Source organism: Methylobacter sp. BBA5.1 (assembly GCF_000746145.1).
Taxonomy (GTDB): Bacteria; Pseudomonadota; Gammaproteobacteria; order Methylococcales; family Methylomonadaceae; genus Methylobacter; species Methylobacter marinus.
In genome coordinates, this window is sequence record NZ_JQKS01000001.1 from 1 (window position 1) to 23,236 (window position 23,236).

Annotated in this window: 21 protein-coding genes and 1 pseudogene; 6 read left to right on the forward strand and 16 right to left on the reverse strand. The window is 53.5% G+C overall.

Features of this window, described 5'->3' with window-relative positions; all coding sequences use genetic code 11:
* Positions 1–438 precede the first annotated feature (438 nt).
* The 8 genes and pseudogenes from arsA to EK22_RS00030 form a co-directional block, all read right to left on the reverse strand.
* Positions 439–2,199, reverse strand: coding sequence for an arsenical pump-driving ATPase (gene arsA / locus EK22_RS00005; protein WP_036246882.1), 1,761 nt, complete (start codon positions 2,197–2,199; stop codon positions 439–441).
* A 48-nt stretch (positions 2,200–2,247) separates the two neighbouring features.
* On the reverse strand, positions 2,248–2,535 hold the full coding sequence (locus tag EK22_RS25085) for a carboxymuconolactone decarboxylase family protein (RefSeq protein ID WP_235209192.1): 288 nt from the start codon (positions 2,533–2,535) through the stop codon (positions 2,248–2,250).
* Positions 2,524–2,838, reverse strand: a pseudogene (arsD, locus tag EK22_RS25090) (arsenite efflux transporter metallochaperone ArsD); the annotation flags it as partial. The gene EK22_RS25085 and the pseudogene arsD, both read right to left, overlap by 12 nt.
* A gap of 61 nt (positions 2,839–2,899) precedes the next feature.
* Positions 2,900–3,622, reverse strand: a complete 723-nt coding sequence (gene arsH / locus EK22_RS00015) for an arsenical resistance protein ArsH (protein WP_036246884.1) — start codon at positions 3,620–3,622, stop codon at positions 2,900–2,902.
* Positions 3,615–3,875, reverse strand: a complete 261-nt coding sequence (locus tag EK22_RS00020; protein WP_036246886.1) for a hypothetical protein — start codon at positions 3,873–3,875, stop codon at positions 3,615–3,617. Before EK22_RS00020 ends, arsH begins: the two co-directional genes overlap by 8 nt.
* A 53-nt stretch (positions 3,876–3,928) precedes the next feature.
* Positions 3,929–4,276, reverse strand: coding sequence for a metalloregulator ArsR/SmtB family transcription factor (locus tag EK22_RS00025; protein WP_304413691.1), 348 nt, complete (start codon positions 4,274–4,276; stop codon positions 3,929–3,931).
* A gap of 222 nt (positions 4,277–4,498) precedes the next feature.
* Positions 4,499–4,624 (reverse strand): hypothetical protein, encoded by a 126-nt coding sequence (locus EK22_RS25400; RefSeq protein ID WP_255360556.1) that lies wholly within the window; start codon positions 4,622–4,624, stop codon positions 4,499–4,501.
* Positions 4,625–4,679: 55 nt separating this feature from the next.
* Positions 4,680–6,356 carry a cation:proton antiporter domain-containing protein gene (locus EK22_RS00030; protein WP_036246888.1) on the reverse strand — a complete coding sequence of 559 codons (1,677 nt, stop codon included), beginning with the start codon at positions 6,354–6,356 and terminating at the stop codon, positions 4,680–4,682.
* Positions 6,357–7,134: 778 nt separating this feature from the next.
* On the opposite strand from EK22_RS00030, the gene EK22_RS00035 reads away from it, so the two are divergent.
* Positions 7,135–7,725, forward strand: coding sequence for a DUF502 domain-containing protein (locus EK22_RS00035; protein WP_027146896.1), 591 nt, complete (start codon positions 7,135–7,137; stop codon positions 7,723–7,725).
* A 36-nt stretch (positions 7,726–7,761) separates the two neighbouring features.
* On the opposite strand, the gene EK22_RS00040 is transcribed toward EK22_RS00035, so the two are convergent.
* The 3 genes from EK22_RS00040 to EK22_RS00050 all read right to left on the reverse strand — a co-directional run bounded on the left by EK22_RS00040 (position 7,762) and on the right by EK22_RS00050 (position 11,218).
* Positions 7,762–8,589: an AlbA family DNA-binding domain-containing protein gene (locus tag EK22_RS00040; protein ID WP_020157025.1), complete on the reverse strand. Its 828-nt coding sequence runs from the start codon at positions 8,587–8,589 to the stop codon at positions 7,762–7,764.
* 171 nt (positions 8,590–8,760) lie between these two features.
* On the reverse strand, positions 8,761–9,912 hold the full coding sequence (locus EK22_RS00045; RefSeq protein ID WP_051961546.1) for an SIR2 family protein: 1,152 nt from the start codon (positions 9,910–9,912) through the stop codon (positions 8,761–8,763).
* 667 nt (positions 9,913–10,579) lie between these two features.
* On the reverse strand, positions 10,580–11,218 hold the full coding sequence (locus EK22_RS00050; RefSeq protein ID WP_036246892.1) for a TetR/AcrR family transcriptional regulator: 639 nt from the start codon (positions 11,216–11,218) through the stop codon (positions 10,580–10,582).
* A 176-nt stretch (positions 11,219–11,394) separates the two neighbouring features.
* On the opposite strand from EK22_RS00050, the gene EK22_RS00055 reads away from it, so the two are divergent.
* The 3 genes from EK22_RS00055 to EK22_RS00065 are packed head-to-tail and all read left to right on the forward strand — an operon-like array spanning position 11,395 to position 17,178.
* On the forward strand, positions 11,395–12,525 hold the full coding sequence (locus EK22_RS00055; protein ID WP_036246894.1) for an efflux RND transporter periplasmic adaptor subunit: 1,131 nt from the start codon (positions 11,395–11,397) through the stop codon (positions 12,523–12,525).
* A gap of 13 nt (positions 12,526–12,538) precedes the next feature.
* Positions 12,539–15,739, forward strand: coding sequence for an efflux RND transporter permease subunit (locus EK22_RS00060; protein ID WP_036246896.1), 3,201 nt, complete (start codon positions 12,539–12,541; stop codon positions 15,737–15,739).
* Positions 15,736–17,178, forward strand: coding sequence for an efflux transporter outer membrane subunit (locus tag EK22_RS00065; protein ID WP_036246898.1), 1,443 nt, complete (start codon positions 15,736–15,738; stop codon positions 17,176–17,178). Before EK22_RS00060 ends, EK22_RS00065 begins: the two co-directional genes overlap by 4 nt.
* A gap of 64 nt (positions 17,179–17,242) precedes the next feature.
* Here EK22_RS00065 and EK22_RS00070 read toward each other — a convergent pair whose 3' ends face one another.
* Positions 17,243–17,611 (reverse strand): DUF805 domain-containing protein, encoded by a 369-nt coding sequence (locus tag EK22_RS00070; RefSeq protein WP_027146899.1) that lies wholly within the window; start codon positions 17,609–17,611, stop codon positions 17,243–17,245.
* Between the two features lie 399 nt (positions 17,612–18,010).
* Between EK22_RS00070 and EK22_RS00075 the strand changes: the two genes are divergently transcribed.
* Positions 18,011–18,262 (forward strand): hypothetical protein, encoded by a 252-nt coding sequence (locus EK22_RS00075; protein WP_036246900.1) that lies wholly within the window; start codon positions 18,011–18,013, stop codon positions 18,260–18,262.
* A gap of 234 nt (positions 18,263–18,496) precedes the next feature.
* Complete coding sequence (locus EK22_RS24820) at positions 18,497–18,670, forward strand: hypothetical protein (RefSeq protein WP_020157032.1); 174 nt, start codon at positions 18,497–18,499, stop codon at positions 18,668–18,670.
* 137 nt (positions 18,671–18,807) lie between these two features.
* Here the strand turns inward: EK22_RS24820 and EK22_RS00080 are convergent, their stop codons facing one another.
* The 4 genes from EK22_RS00080 to EK22_RS00090 all read right to left on the reverse strand — a co-directional run bounded on the left by EK22_RS00080 (position 18,808) and on the right by EK22_RS00090 (position 22,712).
* On the reverse strand, positions 18,808–20,994 hold the full coding sequence (locus EK22_RS00080; protein ID WP_235209179.1) for an SF1B family DNA helicase RecD2: 2,187 nt from the start codon (positions 20,992–20,994) through the stop codon (positions 18,808–18,810).
* A 490-nt stretch (positions 20,995–21,484) separates the two neighbouring features.
* Positions 21,485–21,865 carry a hypothetical protein gene (locus EK22_RS24050; RefSeq protein WP_152564957.1) on the reverse strand — a complete coding sequence of 127 codons (381 nt, stop codon included), beginning with the start codon at positions 21,863–21,865 and terminating at the stop codon, positions 21,485–21,487.
* A 147-nt stretch (positions 21,866–22,012) separates the two neighbouring features.
* Positions 22,013–22,360: a helix-turn-helix domain-containing protein gene (locus EK22_RS00085; RefSeq protein WP_036246902.1), complete on the reverse strand. Its 348-nt coding sequence runs from the start codon at positions 22,358–22,360 to the stop codon at positions 22,013–22,015.
* 28 nt (positions 22,361–22,388) lie between these two features.
* The gene (locus EK22_RS00090) at positions 22,389–22,712 is read right to left on the reverse strand and encodes a hypothetical protein (protein WP_036246904.1); all 324 of its coding nucleotides are present in this window, start codon (positions 22,710–22,712) and stop codon (positions 22,389–22,391) included.
* Positions 22,713–23,236: the final 524 nt, after the last annotated feature.

The following is a 23,236-nucleotide window of genomic DNA, read 5'->3' on the forward strand; positions in this document are numbered from 1 at the left end:
TCATGATTATCAATTGTTAGAGCGGTGTTGTCGTCAACAGAGACATCAAGCTTTTGTTTAGCAACATCAACACCAATCATCTGCAATTTTTTGATAGGCGCTGATTGAACCTCTATAGGGTCTGACATAATAATTACCTTTAGCACTCATTCTTGTAAAATACGGAATCACAACGTGTTCCTGACAACTGTTCGAGTTTTAAAAAGTAGGCTGAAGCGATCTTTGCTGCATGACGATGTTATTAAATACACCTAAGTCGTGTCGGTCTACCTCAGCCTTTTTTCACTAGAATTCCTATTCTAATGAAAACGCGTTAAGTTGCTTGGTTTTAATCATACAAGTCGTTGAATAGGAACAGAAATCCTGCCTCAATTGCGGGTCTTATTTCATTCCCGTTCCTAACTTCTTCGGGAGATGAAATCTCGGATCAACATCTCCCTAAGCCTGCGGATTGATGAGCATACGCAGGCGTTCTGTGCCTACCGGTTCTTCCCTCAACAGCGGCACGACCGCATAGCGTTGGGCATGACGACTGGCCACGGCGTCGATCTCGCGCAGCTCGTTGGCGGCGCGCCGGCGCAGCAGGGATGATTCAGGCTCGGCCGCGGCGACGCTCATGTTGATGATCCAGGCCCAGGGTTCGATGCCGGCCCGGCGCAAGTCGTCCTGCAGGCTGGCGGCCTCCAGAACCGGCGTGGTTTCGGCCAGCGCGGCGATCAGCACCTTGGTCCGCCGGGTATCCTGCAATTGCATCATCGGCGTGGTGTAATGCAGGCCGGACTTGCCCATCTGGCGCGTCACCTCACGGTGATAGGCGCCGGTCGCATCGAGCAGCAGCAGGGTGTGGCCGGTGGGTGCGGTATCCATCACCACAAACTGCCTGCCCGCTTCGCGGATGATGTGGGAAAACGCCTGGAATACCGCAATCTCCTCGGTGCAGGGCGAGCGCAGGTCTTCTTCGAGCAGGGCGAGGCCCTGGGCATCGAGCTTGGCGCCTTTGGTCTTCAGCACATGCTGGCGGTAGCGCTCGGTCTCCTCTTCCGGGTCGATGCGGCTGACGGTCAGGTTGTCGAGCGCGCCGTTCAGCGTTTCGGCCAGGTGCGCGGCCGGATCGGAGGTCGTCAGATGCACCGGCAGGCCGCGATGCGCCAGCTCCACGGCGACCGCAGCGGCCAGCGTGGTTTTGCCCACGCCGCCTTTGCCCATTAGCATCACGAGGCCATGACCGTCTTTGGCGATATCATCAACCAGCTCGGAAAGGCTGGGTACGTCGAGCTCGGCCGGGACAGCCACCCTGGCTTCCCCTTGCACGGGCGTATCCAGCAACAGCTGGCGCAGGTTTTCCACGCCGACCAGATTGAACGGTTTCAGCATGACCTGATCGCAAGGCAGTGTTTTTAACATTTCCGGGATGGCCTTCAGCGCGGCCTGCTCACGCTCGTGTATGGCCGCGGCCAGTGGATCTTTGTCGATTTCGGCGTGTGGCAGGATGCCGTTGATCACCAGATATTGCTGGGACAGGCCGATCGCGGCCAACTCCTCATGCGTGCGGGCGACTTCGCGCAAGGTGGCCTGCTGGGCGCGGGCCACCAGGATCAGCCGGGTGCGGGCCTCATCGGCCAGCGCATCCACTGCCGCCTTGTACTGCTCCCGCTGCTTTTCCAGGCCGGCCAGGGGGCCGAGGCAGGAGGCATCGCCCTTGCCCGCCTCAAGAAAGCCGCTCCAGGCACCGGGTAGTTGCAGCAGACGGATGGTGTGGCCGGTGGGCGCGGTATCGAAAACAATGTGGTCATAGCCGGCCGTCAACGCCGATTCGGTCAGCAGCACGGTGAATTCGTCGAAGGCGGCAATTTCGGTCGTGCAGGCGCCAGACAGCTGTTCTTCAATGCCTTTTACCGTCGCATCCGGCAATAGCCCGCGCACCGGGCCGACGATCCGGTCGCGATACGCCTGGGCCGCCGCCTGCGGGTCGATTTCCAGGGCAGCCAGACCCGGCACATCGACAATCGCGGTGATTTTGTTGCCGATGCCGATGCCGAACACCTGCCCCACATTGGATGCCGGATCGGTACTGACCAGCAGCACGTGCCGTCCGGCTTCCGCGAGTTGTATCGCCGTGGCGCAGGCAATCGAGGTTTTTCCCACCCCGCCTTTGCCGGTAAAAAACAGGAAGCGCGGCGGCTGGTCAAGAAATTTCATGGGCGACTCCTAATATCTCGCTCGGATAGACACACATGGCATTTTTTATCAAACGGTGATGACCGAAGCTGTGCTGCAACATGGGCTCGCTTTCACCTCAGCATGGGGCAAAACTTGCGGCCCGAGATAGCGCTGGGCAATATCCAGCATGGCCCGGGCGGGTGTATCCTTGACCATCTGGGCAAGATCCACAGCTCGGCGCATATCCGTGTTGCTGACGCCGAGTTTACGCGCTTGGTCGTAATGGTATTTAAAGCAAGGTTCGCAATTGGCGGCGATAGCAGCGCCGATGGCCACGAGTTCGGCGACCTGTTCCGTAAAAATCGAGGAAGCCACAGCGAGACCTAGCCATTCGGCCAATTCCGCACGACTGGGGTAACGGCCAGCCAAAGCCACTTCGCCACCGACCAGAATCAGCGGCAGCGCTTCCGCGCCGGAGCGTTCAAGAAAACCTTTGACGACAGCGTTCTCCGCAAAGGCCGTGGGCTGCTGTGCAAGGTTGAAACGCTCGATTTGTGCGCCCTGTTCTTTCGCCCAGTTCATGTCGGCGGAAAAATCGACCAATTGCTGATCGACATCAACACCGCAGACGCCGGTGCTGCAGCACAACGCGGGATCGAATACTTGAATGAGTTTCATCTGGAGTCTCCAAAAAACATAAAATTAAAAATAACAGTCACGTTCCGGCAGCATGGTCTGACTAGATTACCCGTTGATTAACCCGCCGGGACAGTTCCTCGGCGCTTTCCTTGCGTTCGCTGTAGCGGTCAACCAGATAAGGCGCCACATCCCGGGTCAGTAGCGTGAACTTAAACAGTTCCTCCATCACATCGACGACCCGATCGTAATAAGCGGACGGTTTCATCCGGTTGTTATCGTCAAATTCCAGAAAGGCCTTGGCGACCGACGACTGATTGGGAATAGTGAGCATGCGCATCCAGCGCCCCAGGACGCGCATCTGATTGACGGCGTTGAAGGACTGCGAGCCACCCGACACCTGCATCAGCGCCAAGGTCTTCCCCTGGGTTGGGCGCACGGCCCCCAGGGACAAAGGAATCCAGTCGATCTGTGTCTTGATGATGCCGGTCATGGCGCCATGGCGTTCCGGCGAGCACCAGACCATGCCTTCGGCCCACTGAGTCAGTTCCCGTAGTTCCACCACCTTGGGATGACTCTCAGGTGCATCGTCAGGCAGCGGCAGGCCGCTGGGATTGAAGATCCGCACCTCGCCGCCCATGGCTCGAAGCAGTCGGGCGGCTTCTTCGGCCAGCAAGCGACTGAAGGAACGCTCACGCAAGGAGCCGTACAGCATCAGGAAACGCGGGGCATGCGTGGAAGGATTCGCCGGCCGCAACTGCTCCGGATCCGGGATACGGAACAGGTCGCGCTCAATATTGGGTAAATCATTCAATGAATCAGACATGTTTTCTCTCCTGCTCCATCGCCATGTTGTTATCTTCCATGCCGCGGTACAGCACGGGGTCGAATACTAGGCTTGTCATAAAGGTTCTCCTTAAAACTTTAGGTTGTAGGTTGATTATGCGGTCCAGCCCGACTTTCAGGCATATCGGACGTTTTGCAGCGCCGCCGGCGCCAGTCAGGTTCCGGGTAAAACGGCATGGCCTGTGTATCTGATCGAGGCTTACTGTTGCAGGGAGCATATCGAGTCTTTTCATAAAAATATCCTTAAACTGATATACGAATAAGCATATATTTCGATGAAACTAAATCAGCCGCATGCCGCTATTTCAGGCCGGCACTCCATGTCATGCAAGCGCTCGAGGTCCTTTTCAAACTGGCCGTTTTTATTGACAGCCATTAGCGCGTTTTCCAGAATCGGAAACGCCCAGTCAGGCAGTTTCGGATTGATCTGGTAATAAACCCACTGCCCCTCGCGGCTGTCCTGCAACAGACCGCATTGACGCAATTGCGCCAGATGCCGCGAAATTTTGGGTTGGGACAAACCCAGCGCCGCTGTCAGCTCGCAAACGCAGAGCTTTCCCTCTTTTTGCAGCAACGTCACACAGCGCAAGCGCGTATCGTCAGACAGGGATTTAAAAAATTGAGCTGGTGTCATCATGGGGATTTCAGTTATAAATATATGGATAACCATATATAAATTTCATCAGCGGGTCAATTTTTATTTTTCTTCTGCCTGAAAAAACCAACCGGACAGGAAGCCCAGACAGCAGCGGAAGCCGTCTCTTGACTCGGTAAGTGTACGATTTCCTTTTTAGTGGAATTTGGATATTGTTTTGGCCGACGAGCATCGGCACAACCTTACCTTGATGAGCGGCATTCAATCCGCTGCCTGTACGTTCGCGCCGCATGGCGTGCCGGAAATCGGCGAATAAGCCATGCAGCTATGCGGCGAGGCGACCAGGCTGACCGCCATCGTCACCAGCAGAAAATAACGCCGATCCACACGGAGCTGACATCTAAAGCTAGCGATTCTCGACAGCTTCCTGTTTCGCTCTCGCTCAATCTTGCCGGATAACAACCTTTTCGGCGCCTTCCTGCTCCAGCGGCACGGCTTCTTCACTGAAAGCACAAGGGGCCGTTTCAATGCAGGGATCACCCGCAGATGCGCTCTTGATCATCTGATTACCCAAGGCATTGAACCCGGCTTGGGACTCAACTATTTGCCGGGCCAACTGATTGCCGGCCTCAACCAGCGGATGGATAATAAAATTCGCTCCGAGCTGCTCCAATTGCTCTTCCTCTTCGGCATGATAACAAATTGTTCCTATCTGCCCTGAATAGCCATTCTTCCTGAGCTGGCTCACAGCCCAGCAACGCGCATCAAATTCAGGCAGCGTTAAAATAATGCCTCTGACCTTGTTCAAGGCTAGTCCCGACCAGAGCTCGGGGTCGCCGGCATCGCCGTAAATTACGCGTCGCCCCTCGGCCAGCAGACTTTCCAGAACGGTCGGGTCGGCATCCAGGCCGACGACCCGCCTCTCCTGCCGATGCAGGGTCAGATAGGCGGAAAGTCCGGTACGGCCCATGCCTACGACCAGCCATTCCGCCGCGCCGATGGACTCGGGAAGTCGGTCCGGATGCCAGGTTTTCTTCTCGAAACGGACCAGCACGGGCTCAAGCCATGAAAACAGGCGATGCGAATACCGGTTCAACGGCGCCGCGACCGCAAGCGATCCGGCTACGGCCAAGGCGATGGTGGCGTTCCATTCCGGCGCTAACAAGCCCGCTTTCACTACCGCACCGGTCGTGATCAATGCGAACTCGCTATAGGTCATCAAAGCCAGCGATGAAATGAAGGCGGTGCGCGCACGTAATCCGGCCAGCAAAAACAATACGAAGAACAAGAGTCCCTGCAGCGGCAAGATTAGCAGTAATTCAAGCGCGTCGATGACTTGGTCGGTATTCGGCAGATCGGACAGACCGATTTGCAGGAAAAACGCCACGAGGAAGACTTCCTTGAGCCCCCAAAGTTTACTGGTAAGTTCGTCGATTTCAGGGTGAGCAGACAGCATCACGCCCATCAGCAAGGCACCGATATCGGGTGAAATGCCGACGTTTTCAGATGTTACCCCTCCGGCGAGTGCCAGAGAGACACCCAACAGCAGCTTTAGCTCATTAGCACGGGTATATGTGAGCAAGCGATGCGCCAGCGGACGCAGCAACGGCACAAGCAATAGCGCGAAGGCCCAATACGAGGGCTGTCTGCCGTCGGCAAAAGCCAGCAACACGATCGCTACGATATCCTGAAAAATCAGAATGCTGAGCACATCCCGGCCATGCAGGGAAGAAAGCTCGCCATTGTCCTCCAGCACCTTGATCGCAAGCACGGTGCTGGAGAAAGCCAAGCTCGCGCCCAGTATCAAACCGCCGGTCATCTGTTCGCCCAATAACAGAAAAACAAAGCCGGAAAAACCGGTTACCAGCGCTAAATGCAAGCCGCCGACGCTTAACACTTCGCGCCGCACAAGGGAACTTAATTTAAGCTTCAAGCCTACCGTGAACAGCAGTAACTCGATGCCGATATCCGCCAGATGTGTCAGGGTTTGTGCGGATTCCACGCCCATGGCGTGCAGAATATAGCCTGCAGCCAAATAACCGACCAGCGGCGGAAAAGATAAACGATTGGCGATCATGCCGATGAGATAAGCCGAGCCCACCCAAATTAATTCCATCATGTATTACATATCCTGTTATATTCGAATAATTTCAATAAATAGTGATACAAATAATTGTTAATAAAAATGTTTTAATCGCAGCGAGTTGTTTTGAATTCAACAGCCTGCATTTTGGTTTGAGCCAGATCTCCCTGATGGTTCGCTTGTGATGGCTCTACACCTCGCGGAGCAATCCGTGAAGAACATCAAGACTGTTTTTAACTATTCAAAAACAGTCACTTGCATGTCTGATTATATGATTGTGCGGCCAAACGGATGAGTCGTCAAAAATTATATACCTCATCGCTAAACAGCCGTAGCCTGATCGGAACTCCTGACCACAAGGCAGACCCAGGCCAGCAATTAAAATGGCACAGTCGTCTTCCGAACATGACAAGCATCGCTCTACTGCATAGACATACCCTTGCGCTATGCCCGCAGAGCACAGCGATGGATTTTTACCTGTTATTGCCGCCGCGATGATGCCGGCTATCTTTACCTGTCCGGCAAGCCCGGTGATACTCAGAATGGTTTGCAAGGCAAATGCCTTGGTTGCGTTGACTCTGGGGGGTTAGCAGGATGAAGATATTTCATAACACCATGCAAAATCTGAACCGGACTAAAAAAATGCGCAATGAAGTTTCTGTCCTCTTGCGGAAACTTGTCTGGGATAATAAAGACCGCATGAAATCCAAATACCGGTTTATGATTGACAAAAACCTAGATGGTATAGCCCATAATTGACAATAGCGTTAAGATGAAAAAGCGCTTCATTATAACGGTAAATAAGGAAACAACCATGAAAGACAAACTTAAACTGTTGATAGATTACGTACTGATCGGCGTGGCCGCGTTTCTCCCGATAGCCCTAGTATTTCAGATTGTTATCTATGTTGAACATTTATTGGCGGACTTTGTATTACTCGTCCATGGCCAATACGAAAACCCGCTGGTGACCATTGCTTTGTTTATGGTGGCCATCGCGTTACTGGCTTATTTCGGCAAACTGCTCAAGCATGACAGAGCGCATTTGCTGTATTATCTGGAAGGACTGATCCAGCGTATCCCCATTATCGGCAGCATTTATCGGGTCACAAGAAAGCTGATCCGGTTGTTTTTCACGACCAAAGACCCTCAAGTCCGTGAAATTGTTTATGTCGAGTACCCTAAAGACGGCATGTGGGTGCCGGCTTATGTCACCAATCGTATAAATGACAGCTATGTTTTGTATATTCCAACCTCCCCCAACCCCACCTCCGGCTTTACCGTCATGGTTCACAAGGACAAGGTCGTCAAGTCAAACATGAATATTGAAGAGGTCTCGAGCTTCGTGATCAGCGTCGGCGTCGATTATGCCAAACCCGATGAAGTGGACTTTTTTTCTAAATAATGAGCGTTAGCCATAAGAAACGCCAAGGAGGTTGAATCATTGCGCATGCTTCCATCTGCCGGAAATATAGCCCAATGCCTCCTGAATATTCAGATCGCGCGTGCCGCCGCCAGTTCTGACATAAAATTTTGGCGTGTTGCCCTGGTTAAAGAACACGGGCCTGATAGAAGGCGAAACGATAAGGCGGCAAACTTCCTTGCCGTCAATGACATGAAATAAAACATGCACGAAAGAACAAAGATCGGCGCCCAGATTCGTCGAAATGGCCGTCATGATAGTTTGTTCGAAGCCATCCTGATCCTGTCTTTTAAGCGTTTGATAATCTTTTTCAAGGCCAACCACTTCACCGTTATCGGCAATGCCGATCAGCAATGTGCCGCCCTCATGACTATTCAAAAAACCGGCCAGGGTTTTCAACACCACACCTTCAAGAGCCCGGTTAATGCGCGACTCCGCCATATCCCAGCGAAATGAAGACTTGAATTCCAGCAACGGGCCCTCCCCTTGCCTGATAATCGAAGGCAAATCCTTATCAAGCTCCAATTTTAATTGTTCGATGCGTAATAAGCGCTGATGCAAGACCCTGTATAGCCCCAGGGATAACAAGCCCAACATTGCGCCGATTTCCGCATAGAATACGATAAGATTATTCGGCGCCACCCGCCCCATCAGCATGTCCTTGACTTGACTCAGGACATATTCAATGGACGAGACGGGATCGGCCGCCCGCTCGTGCGAATTGATATAGTCGTAGCTCGGCGCCAAAATGAAAATGCCGATTAATGCCCCAACAATCGCAGCGGCAAAGTAGAGCTTCAGCTGTTGCCGCCAAAGCTTGATCATCAATAAAAAAAATCTTTTCATTAGCTATTTCGCGACATCCGGTCTGCATGGAATAACCGAATGTTATATAACGAATATTCAATTAATGGCAAATTGCAGGCATCTTTAAATGCGGGCGGATAAAAATAAGCCCGGTATTGTGCGCACGAATGCGATCGATGGCGCGGCCTCGGCATCGGCCCATTCAGTTGATCAATCCAGAGCCTCCAATACCGCTTTTGCCCAGGCGGAGAACTTGCCGGTATAAGAAATAACGGTTAAGCCTTTTCGTTCGCCGGTATGGTGGAAGATTTCATTGATGCGGCCTATTTGCGTATCGTCGATAGCCAGATCGATGTAGAACACTGTCTTGTTATAACCGTCGCTGCGGTCTTCCGCGAACTGCTTGAGCATCAACCGCACCAACGCGTCTTCTTCCGGCAGGCTGTAGCCGACGATGACTAACACGATCGACTCCTGCAGTAGCCGGATCGCTTTGGGAAAGATGGCCTGAAAATATTTTTGCTGATAATCCTGCTCATGCGAGGGCAGCATGATCTGCGGCGGATTTAATTTCAAGCTGTGAAAGTCTCTTTCGCTGTAGTCAAATTCGTAGCCGGCAGCTGTTTCATAAATCTCAAAGCCGCCGTTGATTTTTAGCAGATTATTGACCAGTCCATGAACGTGTATCGCCGTACCGCTGTTTTCACCGGAACACTGTCTCGGCGTAATCCCCCGATAGGTATAGCGCAGAAACGAACCATTCGATCCGGCACAATTGTCCAGAATGGCCTCAATAGCGGCATCATAGTTGGTGGTAATAAAGTGCGGCCGGATGCCTTCGGGCAACCGTTCGGCGCCGTCAGAGTCCTTGAACAGCCGTAAGAAGAGCTGCTGGATAGTATCCTGTTCATCGGTTAATGGGGCATCAAAACAAATCTTGTTCAGATCCTGATTGAAAGCATATAAAGGCGCCGTGTTTTTAAATTTCTTAACGATCAGCGCCTTGAGCTCGTTTTCGACGATAGCGATATTCTGTTCATCAAGATATCTGGACCTGACAGAGGCATATTTTTTCATCATGCCTATCTGATAAACTATATCCTTAAAAAGCTCGGGAGAAATATCCAGTTTGTGGGTTTGGTAGTTATTGAGCATAAGAAACTGCTCCAAAGCCCTGCCGCACGGGTTCCATTCCTGATACTTGAATTCGAACAACTGGTTTTCCAGCGGAAATCTTTCATCCCACGATTTAGGAAAACCGGCCCCGAGAAAAAATGAAAAGCTGCACAATGGGGCTGCCTTTTTGCCTTTATAGGAATGCTGCTTGACCAAGGATGCAAATGTTCTCGGCGAATCCATCATGTCGATTCGGCACCTACCTTTATATTGCAAATCAGTTCTGAAAATAACTAATGACAATCCGCCCGATATCGTTTTTTCTAGCGCGGTAAACAGGATAGAAAACCGTCTGTGCGCAAATGGGGTAATGTCAAAAAATTAGACCAGACTGTTTGGCATTGATTTCATCGCCCGAATAAAACCGATCTACTCTAAAGGCATTAATGTTTATCGCACGACTACTGCAATAAAAGAAACGATCCATGTTCTTTTTGGCTCATTGTTAATTATCCAATCTATCCGTATAGTCGCATCAAGACTTTCAAAAACAGATTCTGACCGTATATAAAAGGACTGAGAATGAACGAAGCATCCAAGGCTATTTGTTACTGGAGTGATTTGGTAACGGAGTTTTTCGGGATTGTTTCGGGCGACTGCATAATCTCATCCACGTTGCTTGCATCTACGGCTGTTGCCAACAGTGTTGGCCATGAACCTTAAACTAAAAAACGCCAAACGAATCTAATTATTGAGTTTTTCCCCTTAACGTGCTCCATCTGGACTACTTTTCAAAGTAGTCATTGGATGACTCCCAGGGCATCCTGCCTTGGGAGATTTTTCTTTTCAGTCTTGCCTCTTATGCCGACACGGCCTTCGGGCTATTCAAATCCAGTAATACTGAAGGCGTAAACTATTTTTCCCGCCTGACGGTCAGGCAGCCCTGCAGAAATAAAGTCGTAACCTGCCGCGCCCATGTATTGATTTGTGCCTCATCAGGTGTAGGCTCTAAACCCAGCTGCAGTTTCAGAATCCGTTCACCGCGCAATGCGCCCAGGAACTGCTCGGCGAGAAAATGGGGATCCATGATGGCGAAATAGCCAAGCCGTTGATGGCGGGCAAAAAATTGCCTGAGATGATCCAATGTGCGCTGCGGCCCTTGTTCATAGAATTGCATGGCGAGATCGGGAAACTTTAGCGATTCACCGATCAATATGGCGCGTATGCGTACCGCATCGGGTCGCGTGATGCCGTACAGAAACTGACTGGCGAAGGCGGCTAAAGCGTCCTCCGGCTGACCTTCCAGGATCCCATCCTCCAACAGCACAGTCACAAACGGATCGCTGCAACGCTTTATGACGGCGCCGAACAATCCGGCCTTGCCGCCGAATTGATTGTAAATGGTGCGCATTGACACATGCGCATCCTTGGCAACGGTTTCCAGACTCACACTTCCATAACCATGTTCCAAAAAAAGCCTGAGGGCGGAATCCAATAATCGATCTCGACTCTGGGATTCCTCGCCCTTGCGTGGCCGTCCGCATTTAATCATGTGTGCACTCTTAAAACTTTGTTGACTCGGGCAACGATCATACCGTAAATTAAACGGTAATATTTTTTACCATTTATTTTTCCTTTCAAGAACAAGGTGCAAAAGGGATGAAAAAAGCAATGCGCATGTCGACTGTCATCCATCGATCAGGCCCGCCAAAAAGATCAATGCAACGCATGTGGCAAGGCCTGCTAGCCTTCGTCGCCTTGGCGGCAATGGCCGGATGCGGTGAGCAAAACGGACCGGAAGCCCAAATGGCGCAGGGCCAGGCGCCCAATGTCAAAATCGCCCAACCGTTGGCTCAGGATGTTACCGAATGGGACGAATACACAGGCCGCATCGAAGCCGTCAGTTCAGTGGATGTGCGCGCACGAGTCAGCGGCTATCTTGAGAAAGTCAATTTCAAGGCCGGGGAAAAGGTAAAGAAAGGCGACCTGTTATTCCTGATCGACCCCAAGCCCTTCAAAGCCCAACTGAACTATGCCGAAGCGGAACTGGAACGGGCCAGGGCCAAGCACGAACTGGCCAAGAACGACCTGGAACGGGCTAAACGCCTGTTCCGCGCCAAAGCGATTTCCGAAGAAGAGCACGACGCCCGCAGCAAAGGCTTGCGCGAGGCCGTGGCGGCGGTTCAGTCCGCGGAAGCCAATGTTTATACAGCCCGGCTGAACCTGGATTACACCAAGGTGCGCGCGCCGATAGACGGACGCATCGGCCGTGAACTGATCACCGAGGGCAACCTGGTCAACGGCGGCGGCGCCGATGCCACCCGGCTGACTTTCATCGTCTCTACCGACCCGGTTTATGTCTACGTGGACGCGGATGAGCGCTCGGTGCTGAAGTATCGCCGCCTGGGCCAGCATATCGGCGCCGGGCAAACGCCTGTGCGGCTGGCCGTGGCGGACGAGGATGATTTCCCGCATCAGGGCACGCTCGATTACATTTCGCCGCGCGAAGACACTGCCACCGGCACGGTAACGTTGCGCGGCGTGTTCCCCAACACGGATGACTTGCTGAGTCCCGGCTTTTTCGCGCGCATGCGTGTGCGCGGCAGCACCCCCTACCCGGCTATTCTGTTGCCTGATCGGGCCATCGCCACGGATCAGGCGCAACGCTTCGTCTGGGTCGTCAATCAAGATAATCAGGTCGAATACCGTCCAGTGACCCTGGGGGCTCACATTGGCCAGTCTCGCGTGATCAAGGAAGGGGTCAAGCCCGAAGAATGGGTCGTTATCGAAGGCCTGCAAAAACTCAGACCAGGCATTAAGGTGAATCCGGAACGCCTCTCGCTCGCCGCCCCGTATTAAAGAGCAATAAACCATGAATCGCTTCACCCACTTTTTTATCGATCGGCCGATCTTCGCGTCGGTCTTGTCTATCCTGATCGTATTGGTCGGCGGCCTGGCGCTGATCGCCCTGCCTGTTGCCCAATACCCGGAAATCGCACCGCCCACCGTGGTCATCAGCACCACCTACCCGGGCGCCAACGCCCAGGTGGTGGCCGAAACCGTGGCGACGCCCATAGAGCAGGAAGTCAACGGCGTCGAGGACATGCTGTACATGTCCTCGCAATCCACCAACAGCGGCAACATGGCTCTTACGGTCACCTTCAAGCCAGGCGCGGACCTGGACAAGGCCCAGGTGCTGGTACAGAACCGCGTGGCGCTGGCTGAACCCAAGCTGCCGGAAGAAGTCCGGCGGCAAGGCATCAGCGTCAAAAAGCGCAGCCCGGACTTGAGTCTGGTTGTCAACCTGATCTCTCCCGACAAGCGCTACGACAGCGTTTATCTGAGCAACTACGCGCTGCTGCAAATCAAGGATACCCTGGCACGTCTGCCCGGCGTCGGTGAAATCCTGGTGTTCGGCGCCCGCGACTACAGCATGCGGCTCTGGCTGAATCCCGAACAGGTGGCGGCGCGCAACCTGACCGCCAGCGATGTGGTCAACGCCATCCGTGAGCAGAATATCCAGGTCGCGGCCGGCGTGGTCGGCCAACAGCCGTCGAAGGAAAATACCGACTTTCAATACACGGTCAGCACGCTGGGGCGGCTCATGGAGGCCGAGCAGTTCGCCGACATCGTAATCAAGCAAGGTGCCGACGGACAGGTGACGCGGCTTAAGGACGTGGCCCGCATCGAACTGGGCGCCAAGGACTACAACTCGGGCTTGTTCCTGGACGGCGAACCCACCGTCGGCCTCGCCCTTTTCCAGTTGCCGGGCTCCAATGCCCTGGACACCAAGGAAGCGGTCGTCGAGGCCATGGAAAGACTGAAGACGCGCTTCCCCGAAGGCCTTGAATACAATATGGTCTACGACACCGTTGTCTTCATTCAGCAATCCATCAATGCGGTGGTCATGACGCTGTTCGAAGCCATACTGCTGGTCGTGGTCGTGGTCGTGATCTTCCTGCAGAACTGGCGCGCGACGATCATCCCGTTGCTCGCCGTACCGGTCTCGTTGATTGGTACGTTTGCCGTCATGGCGGCCATGGGCCTGTCCCTGAACACGTTGTCGTTGTTCGGCCTGGTCCTCGCCATCGGCATCGTCGTGGACGACGCCATCGTCGTGGTCGAGAACGTCGAGCGCCACATCGCCATGGGCCTGTCGGCCCGGGACGCCACGCGCAAGGCCATGGACGAGGTCGTAGGCCCGATCATCGCCACATCTCTGGTATTGGTCGCGGTATTCGTGCCGACCGCTTTTATCACCGGCGTGTCGGGCGCTTTCTACAAACAGTTCGCGCTGACCATCGCCATTTCCACGGTCATATCGACCTTCAACTCGCTGACCCTGAGCCCGGCGTTGTGCGCATTGCTGCTGGATCGGGCGCATGGCAACAAAGACAGACTTACACGGGTGATCGATCGCCTGCTGGGCTGGTTCTTCAACGGCTTCAACAAGTTTTTTGACCGCTTCAGCGAAGGCTATTCGCGTCTGGTCGGCCGGCTGATCCGCACGACCGCGGTCGTGCTGGTGCTTTACGTCGGACTGAACGGGCTGAATTTCCTGGCTTTCGAAAAAGTCCCGACCGGCTTCATCCCGCAGCAGGACCAAGGCTACCTGATCATGTACGCGCAACTGCCCGATGCGGCTTCGCTGGCGCGCACCCAGGCCGTGGTCCGGCAGGCCACGGATATCATTCTGAATACCGAAGGCGTCAAACACTTGAACGCCTACGCCGGTTTTTCGATCCTGAGCGGCTCCAGCCAGTCCAACGTCGCCACCATGTTCGCCCGGCTCGATGATTTCGAACAGCGCGCCGGTCACGAGAACCTGCATGCCGACGCCGTCATCAAAAACCTCCAGCAGCGTCTGGCCCAGGTCGAAGATGCCCATATCGCCGTGTTCGCGCCGCCGCCTATCCGGGGCATGGGTTCGGTGGGAGGCTTCAAACTGCAGATCCAGGACCGAACCGATGCCGGCATCGAGGAATTGCAACGCGCGACTACGGAAATGATCGCCCAGGGCAATCAGCAGCCCGGCCTGGTGGGATTATTCACGACCTTCCGGTCCGGCGTGCCGCAATTGTTCCTGGATGTCGACCGCACGCGCGCCAAATCCATGGATGTGCCCCTGAAGGAAGTGTTTGATACCCTGCAGATCTATCTGGGCTCGCTCTATGTCAATGACTTCAACCGCTTCGGGCGGACTTATCAGGTCATGGCGCAGGCCGACTCCGAGTTCCGCATGAAGCCCGGCGACATCGCGGAATTGAAGACGCGCAACCTGCAAGGCGGCATGGTGCCGCTAGGCTCGCTGGTCGATGTCAAGGAAATGACCGGACCCGACAAGATTACCCGCTACAACATGTACCCATCGGCGGAAATCAATGGCGGCACGTTGCCGGGGGTCAGCTCCGGGCAGGCCATCGACATCATGACCAGGCTGATGGATGCGGAACTGCCGCCGGGATTCGACTTCGAATGGACCGAGCTCAGCCTGCAGCAGGTATTGGCCGGAAACGTGGCCCTGCTGGTTTTCCCGCTCAGCGTCATCTTTGTATTCCTGGCGCTGGCGGCCCAGTACGAAAGCTGGTCCTTGCCGTTTGCGGTCATCCTGATCGTGCCGATGTGCATTCTGTCGTCGATGACCGGCATATGGCTCAGCAACATGGACAACAACATTCTGACGCAGATCGGCTTTATCGTACTGGTGGGCCTGGCCAGCAAGAACGCGATTTTGATCGTGGAATTCGCCAAGCAGCGGCAGGAAAGCGGTCTCAACCGCTTCGAGGCCGCCGTGGAAGCCTCCCGGGTCCGATTGCGCCCTATTTTGATGACTTCGTTCGCCTTCATCATGGGCGTGTTTCCGCTGGTGGTCGCTGAAGGCGCGGGCGCCGAATCACGGCGCCTGCTGGGCACGGCCGTGTTCAGCGGCATGATCGGCGTGACCTTTTTCGGCCTGCTGCTGACGCCGGTCTTCTATGTGACCGTACAGGCCTTGGCGCAGCGCCTGCGGCCGGCCCGTCCCAAGACCAGCCATATACTGCCCCAAGAGCCCTCATCCGGTAACGACCTATGATCCAGCACAGAACTCACTTCCGCACCGTCATGACATTGCTGGGCGCTACGCTGCTGAGCGCCTGCGCAGTCGGCCCGGACTACGAAATGCCCGCGACCGACGCGCCCCAGGCCTTCACCCATGCCGTCCATCCTGAATTCTCCGGGCAAGGCGTGGAAGTAAATTGGTGGACGCTGTTCGATGACCGGCAACTGACGGCGCTGGTCGATCAGACCATTCAGCATAACCGCGACCTTGAAACAGCCCGCGCCAATCTGCGCGAGGCACGAGCGCTCTACCTGGAAGCGGGGCTGAATCTGGCCCCCATCGTAAGCTCGCACGCCAATTACACCGAGCAGAAACGCAGTAGAGGCGCATTAAACAACCTGAGTTATGCACCGCGTCAGCTGAAACTCTACAATATCGGCTTCGATGCTTTCTGGGAAGTCGATTTCTTTGGCCGCGTACGGCGCAACGTCGAAGCGAGCAGCGATGAAGTCGAGGCGCAGGAAGCCAGTCTGCGCGATCTCAGCGTCACCCTGATCGCCGAAGTGGCCCGAAATTACTTCGAATTGCGCGGTTTGCAAAACCAGCTGGCCGTGGCCAAAAAGAACGCCGAAAACCAGGCGCAAACCCTGGAAATCACACGCGTTCGGCTCGACAGCGGACGCGGCACGGAACTCGATACCTCAAGGGCCGTAGCCCAGCTCGACTCCACCCGGGCGACCATCCCGCCGCTGGAAAACGCTATCTACCAGGCTATTCATCGGCTCGGCGTGTTGACCGGCCAATTGCCGGATGCGCTGGTCAGGGAGCTGGAACAGCCGGCGCCGATGCCCAAAATTCCAGAGACCATTCAGATCGGCAGTCCCGCCGAACTGCTGCGGCGCCGCTCCGACATCCGCATTGCCGAACGCACGCTGGCCGCCGCCACCGCCCGCATCGGCGTCGCCACGGCCGATCTTTTTCCGCGCGTGACATTTGTCGGCACCATATCCCTGGAAGCCACCACACTGTCAGGCGTCGGCGCGGCGGGTTCGGACACCTATTCCGTAGGCCCCCGGATCAGCTGGGCCGCCCTGGACCTGGGACGTGTGTATGCCCGCATCAAGGCCGCCGATGCCAGCGCCGAGGCCAGTCTGGCCCAGTACGAGCAAACTGTGCTGAACGCTTTGGAGGAAACGGAAAACGCGCTGGTCAACTACAATCGCGAGCGGGCCCGGCAGGCATTGCTCGCTACAGCCGCCAAAGCCAGCGAAAGAGCCCATGAATTGGCTCACCTGCGCTTCGAGGAAGGCGTGGCCGATTTCCTGACCGTACTGGACACTGAATTGCGTTTACTGGAGGACCAGAGCCAGCTGGCTCAGAGCGAAACCGCCACGGCAACGGCGCTGGCGGCGCTTTACAAGGCCCTGGGCGGAGGCTGGGAGTCAACTGTCGCGCTGGAAAAAAGCAATTGACGGGGAAGTGCCGCGGTTGCGACAAACGGTAATTGCAACTCGCGGCATCACGTCTGGACGGCTTTTAACCGAGCTTGGGATTCGACCCGTATTGATTGTCACCAGGCTGACTGTCCTGGACAAAAAAGAAAATCAGAATCAGGCCGCCGATAATCGGAATCAGCATAAGCAATTGCCACCAGCCGCTGCGGCCAATATCATGCAGTCTTCTCGCGCCCACGGCTAGAGATGGAACCAGCATGGCCAGCATAAACAGGCCGCTGAGTAAACCGGTGCCTGTCTCCTCATCAAACGTCCCCGTTACTTGATCAATGACGGACAAGGCAAAATAGATGAGAAAATAAAACAGAATGAAATACCAGAACTCCTGTCGCTGTGCCCGCCCGGTAAACACGGCATATTTATTCTTCACCACGTCAAGATACCAATTCATAATGCTCTCCTGGAAAAATTTGTTATTTTTCATACATCCGCTTTTCAGTATAGCTGAGTTATAGCATCACCTCTTAATTACATAAAATCAGAAGGTTACAAAACTCACTTCAGTCCCGCGCGTAAGCACCGCCTTTCGCAGTTCAAATTTCGGTACGGCCTGAAGGGAATCACAGACATGTTGAATTTTGCCTGGCAAGGGGAAACAAGGCCTTAACAATCGGTTAGAGCAGCTGCGATCGGGCATTTTGGCACTGACCACTTTCGATGTGACCGCTTATCCAGCGTGACGGGCGTCTCAATTTTTTTATTGAGCGTTTTTTAATGATTTTTTAAGTGTATTTTAATATTACCGGATCAATATCAGGGTTATTTTTAGTTCAATTATTTAGGCCAATCGTTGAGTATTGAAAAACTAACCCTGGATCAGTTTAATCAACTTTATCTGGAATCCCGGGAGCAATCAGAACGAGTTGAACATACGGAAATGATTATCGCTCGCTGTTACCATCCATTCTTAGGGCAAATCTTATTGATTGCTGACATCGAAGAAGGCATTGCCATAGTCCATCATAATGATGATCTCCTAGGCAAAAGCCTCTTGCCAAACATACCCGCGTTGAAAACCTCTTCCTGCATATCAGAAGCTTAGGTTTTTCGCGTCGAATCTGTTTTCCCATTACCCCGTTAGGAACAGCGACTACCATCCTGACCGGGCTACCTTCCGCACCCCGATATTTCATAAAAAAGCAGACAAAGACCAAGTCTAAATTGCACCCGCCCTGCAACAGGATAAAATGGAACAAAAAAATGCTCGTGCCGTAAAACGGCGGCGCATTTTTCACTTTTACTATTCATTTATATCAGCGGGTTTTGATACGAAAACATGAGGAAACGTAAGAAAAATACCAATCAAACCGATTTATTCGAGTTGGTGTCGCATTTGGAACAGTTGGAACAGATCAGCTCGGAGCTGAAGATGACCGCATCGCTGACCCCGTTGGAATTAAGCACTATCGTCGAAAAACAAATTGATTGGGTGGAGTTGGATGAAGACTGAATCAAGATGCGGAACCTGCTGAAGTCCAGAAACGAATCAGCGCATCAGACCATCCGGTTTTCGATGTGCCGTTTCAGTCTCCTTGAAAGCACCACGCCGCATCCCGGCCTGAACCAGGACTGCGTCACGGTATTACCTCAGGCCGCGCTGGCTGCCTGCCTTAACCGCCCGGCCAGATGGGTCAGCCGCCGCCCCGATTTTTGCGTCCTGACCGCCATCCCCAAGGCTTTCGGCTGCGTTATGATCACTACCAACTGCTTGCCGCGCGTCACGCCCGTGTAAACCAGATTCCGCTCCAGCAAGGTGTAGTGCTGCATGGCCAGCGGCATGACCACGACCGGATACTCGGAACCCTGGCTTTTGTGGATGCTGGTGGCATAGGCCAGCGCTATTTCGTCCAGCTCGCTGAACTCATAGTCCACGTCCCGGTCATCGAAGCGGATAGACAGCCGGCTTTCCTCCGGATCGATGCGCTTTATGCGGCCGATGTCGCCGTTGAACACGTCCTTGTCGTAGTTATTGACATTCTGGATCACCTTGTCGCCGGGCGCATAAGTGGAGCCGTACCGACTGATCTTCGGCTCGCTATGGCCGTTCAGACGGGCTTGCAGCTCGACATTGAGCGAGCGGGCGCCCAGGCCGCCGCGGTTCATCGGCGTCAGCACCTGGATGTCGTCGATCGGATCGAGACCGAAGCGCTTCGGGATGCGTTCGGTCACGACCTGGATCAGCTTGGCGAAGACTTCTTCAGGCGTTTCGGCATGAAGACAGTAAAAGTCCGACAAGCCATCGGCTTTCTCGGCTGATGGCACCAGCCCCTGATTGATCTTGTGGGCATTGACGATGATTTTGGAAGTTGCCGCCTGGCGGAAGATTTCGGTCAGGCGCACGGTAGTGATTTGTCTGGAATCGATGATGTCGGCCAGCACGGCGCCGGGGCCGACCGACGGCAATTGATCGACATCGCCGACGATCAGCATGGCGGCGTGAGTCGGTATGGCTTTCAGCAGCTGGTTCGTCAGCACCACGTCCATCATCGAGGCCTCGTCGATCACCAGCAAGTCGATAGCGAGCGGATTGTCGTCATTGTGCTTGAAGGCAAAAGCCTGGGGGTCGAACTCCAGCAAGCGATGCACGGTTCTGGCTTCCAGGCCAGTCGATTCGGCCAGGCGCTTGGCCGCCCGGCCGGTCGGGGCGCACAGGCCGATATTGATGCGCTTGGCTCTGAGAATTTTGAGAATGCTGTTGACCAGCGTGGTCTTGCCGACGCCGGGGCCGCCGGTAATGACCGACACCTTGCTGTTCAGCACTTGCTCGATCGCGGCCTTTTGCGACTCCGAAAGCGCCAGACCGGTCTTTTCCTCGACCCAGGGAATGGCCTTGCCGGCATCGATATCGCCCCACGGCGGCCTGCCCTCTTTCAGGCGCAGCAAATGCGTGGCACAGCCGATCTCGGCCCGGTACAGCGGCGTCAAAAACAAGGCCTCCTGTCCATCTATGATCTCGGACACCAGGTTTTCCTCGGTCAATTCTTCGCCAATCGCCTGCTCGATAATGTCAGCGGGGATCTCCAGCAGCCTGACGGCCATCTCGATCAGCTGATACCGGAATGCGGCGCAATGCCCCTCGCCGGACCATTCCTGCAGCACGTGCCGCACGCCGGCTTGCGCCCGGATCAGGGACTGCGTGCCGATGCCCAGTTTTTGCGCCAGCGTGTCGGCGGTCCTGAAACCGATGCCGTGAATATCCAGCGCCAGCCGGTAGGGATTTTCCTGTACCTTGGCGATGGCCTCGTCACCGTAGGTTTTATAAATCCTGACGGAACGGGACGTGCCGACGCCGTGCGATTGCAGGAACACCATGATCTCGCGGATGGCTTTCTGTTCCGACCAGGCATTCGTGACTTGCTCCTGACGCTTCCTGCCGATACCCGGCAGTTCCCGCAAACGTTCGGGTGTTTGCTCGATCACGTCGAACACATCGATGCCGAAGGCCTTAACCAGCTTCTTGGCGAAGTGCGGCCCGATGCCTTTGACCATACCCGATCCGAGGTATTTTTCAATGCCCTCCAACGTGGTCGGCGGCACGACCTTCAGCTCTTTGGCCTTGAATTGCAAGCCGTGCTGCCGGTCGTTGATCCACACGCCCAGGCACTCGATGAATTCGCCGGCCGATACGCTGGCGGCCGAGCCAATGACCGTCACCGGGTCACGGTTGCCTTTGACCTTGACGCGCAGCACGCAGAAGCCGGAGGCCTCGCTGTGGAAGGTGACGCGCTCGATGGAGCCTGAAAGATGTTCAGAACCGGAATAATGGGAAGACAAACAGATCGTTCTCGCTTCTGCTGGATAGATGCATTTAATCAGCAATCAGCGCGATGATAAACAAAAATACGCCTGAATGATAAACAGATTTTCCGTCAGGGTAAAAAGCCGGATGGGTGGGAGCAAATCGCCGATAATACGCTTACCGTCGAGCTAAATCTCCGCCACCGGTATTGATGTGGGCAAAACGTTTATTAAGTCTTTCGGCAAATGCGTCAATCACTATGTAGCGATGAGGCATTTGCCTTGATCACCTGCCGGCTGATTATTTTTTTGTCATGAAAAAATAAGCCGCACTGAATGCCGCAAAAATAAAGGGATTGGAAGAACGTCATAATTAAGTTACTGTAAATGTTACTGCATTTTTTATCTGTGACTCTGCTTTAAGCCTGAAAAACGCTCAAGATTGTTACTTTGTAACATTGATTTTTACCCAGGCACAAAAAAGGCCGGTCGAAACCGGCCTTGATTGAATTAGACCGCTCACAAGTTACCACGTATTACAGCTAGTCATTCCATTAGCATATGTAACACAATTAGTTCTAGTCGGCGCTGGTGGTACTGGTGGTGCTGCAATTAAAGCTCTAGGCTGGCTTTGTTGCATCATTTGCGATCCCCATTGCATTAATGCGGCGTTTGTATCTGCATTTGAATTGGATGATGCCGCTCTTGGTTGTTCTATACAATCATTAAATGTGCCTCTGCGAATCAGTTCATCAGATGCAATTGCTTTTGTTTCCTCAGATGCAAAGCCATAGCCGGCTGCAATGTCGCATAGTCCTCTATTTGAAGCGTATCTAACGTTATCATTAGTAAGCAAATTAGCGCATCCAGTTAAAAGAATTCCAGAAATTATTATTAATTTTTTCATACGAATATTCCCTGTTTTTATTATATTCAATACTTCCGATATTGGATTGGAACAGATAGGTAGTTAACTGTCAATTAAGAGCCATAGAGCACAAAAAAGCCGGTATTACCCGGCTTTGATGATTCACATTGAATGACGTTTTATGACTTAGCTGCTCTTGGTGTCGTTCCTATAAGTATTCTTCTTGTCTTGCTTTAGTTTTAGCAGGTCGTTGTATGTACTCGCCGTTCGGTGATCTAAAGTTGATCCACCACGTGCTGCCGCGCTTGTAGATTGACATTTCGTTCCTCCAATTATCTTGAGTTCAACGCGCTCTTCTGGCGCTTGTTGCTCAGTATAATTGCCGGAAATCCAATCGGCTAGATGCTCGCGGATAAAACGCCACTGGTTGCCGACTTTTCGGCCTGGGATCTTGCCCTGCTTGGCCCAAATGGTAATGGTGTTGTAATGCACCCGCAGGAATGCAGCGGCTTCGTGTGCGTCAAGGACTGTCATGAGTCGGCTCCTATTTGTTATTTGTTTTTCAAGTTTTCTCGTTCTGTTTACTAAGATGATTCAGCGTATGGCAAATTTCACTATGTTCAAACGTTAACTGCCCTAAAAGCTCACCAAGACCAGCCACCAACCAAGCGTAAGTACCAAGGTGATTGTCTCCCAGTTCGTCCTTATCAACATAGACCAGCATTAGGCCTAACGTGGCGATTGTGTCTGATATTGCGTCCAAGGCTCCATCGCTCTTTGATTTAAGCGCTTCTAAGCCTTCTATGTCGGTTGGATATTCTTTATACCCTGTCTTACTGGTGAATTTGTGCTTGCTTGTTAGTGAAAATGCTCCAATCGTAAACAAGTCAGAAAAAGAGGTATTCCCATTACTCGCACGTATCGCGCCGTTTTCAGCATGGGTGAATTTTATTTTATCTAAAGTTGTATATTGTTCTTTTTGAGCTGGCTTTGTCTCTGTTTTTTTTCATAACGGCAATCTCTTATTATTATTGATGATAAGCCACTGATGGGTGGCAGGCTTAAATGGGGTGAGAATACCGTATTCAGACGGCCAGCCCGAAGACTGCCCAAATAAGCCCGCCATAACAGAACGAACATAGATACTAGGCCCATGCAAAAACGATGGGCATAAAAAAACGCCATAAGGCGCTATTGGCCTGAATATGCGGGTTCTCACGCCCGGCGCTGAATGTACAGTGCAAGATAAGCATAGCCGTCAAAAGTGAGATAGTCAACTGAATAGAAGGAATTCCTGCTATATGATGTTTTATGAGGTTTTCATGCTGTATCCGCGCTGGTCTCCGCGCGGTCAAGTGATGCGTTTTGGAAACAATACCTACAATTACCTATATCAAGAATCGTGCCATC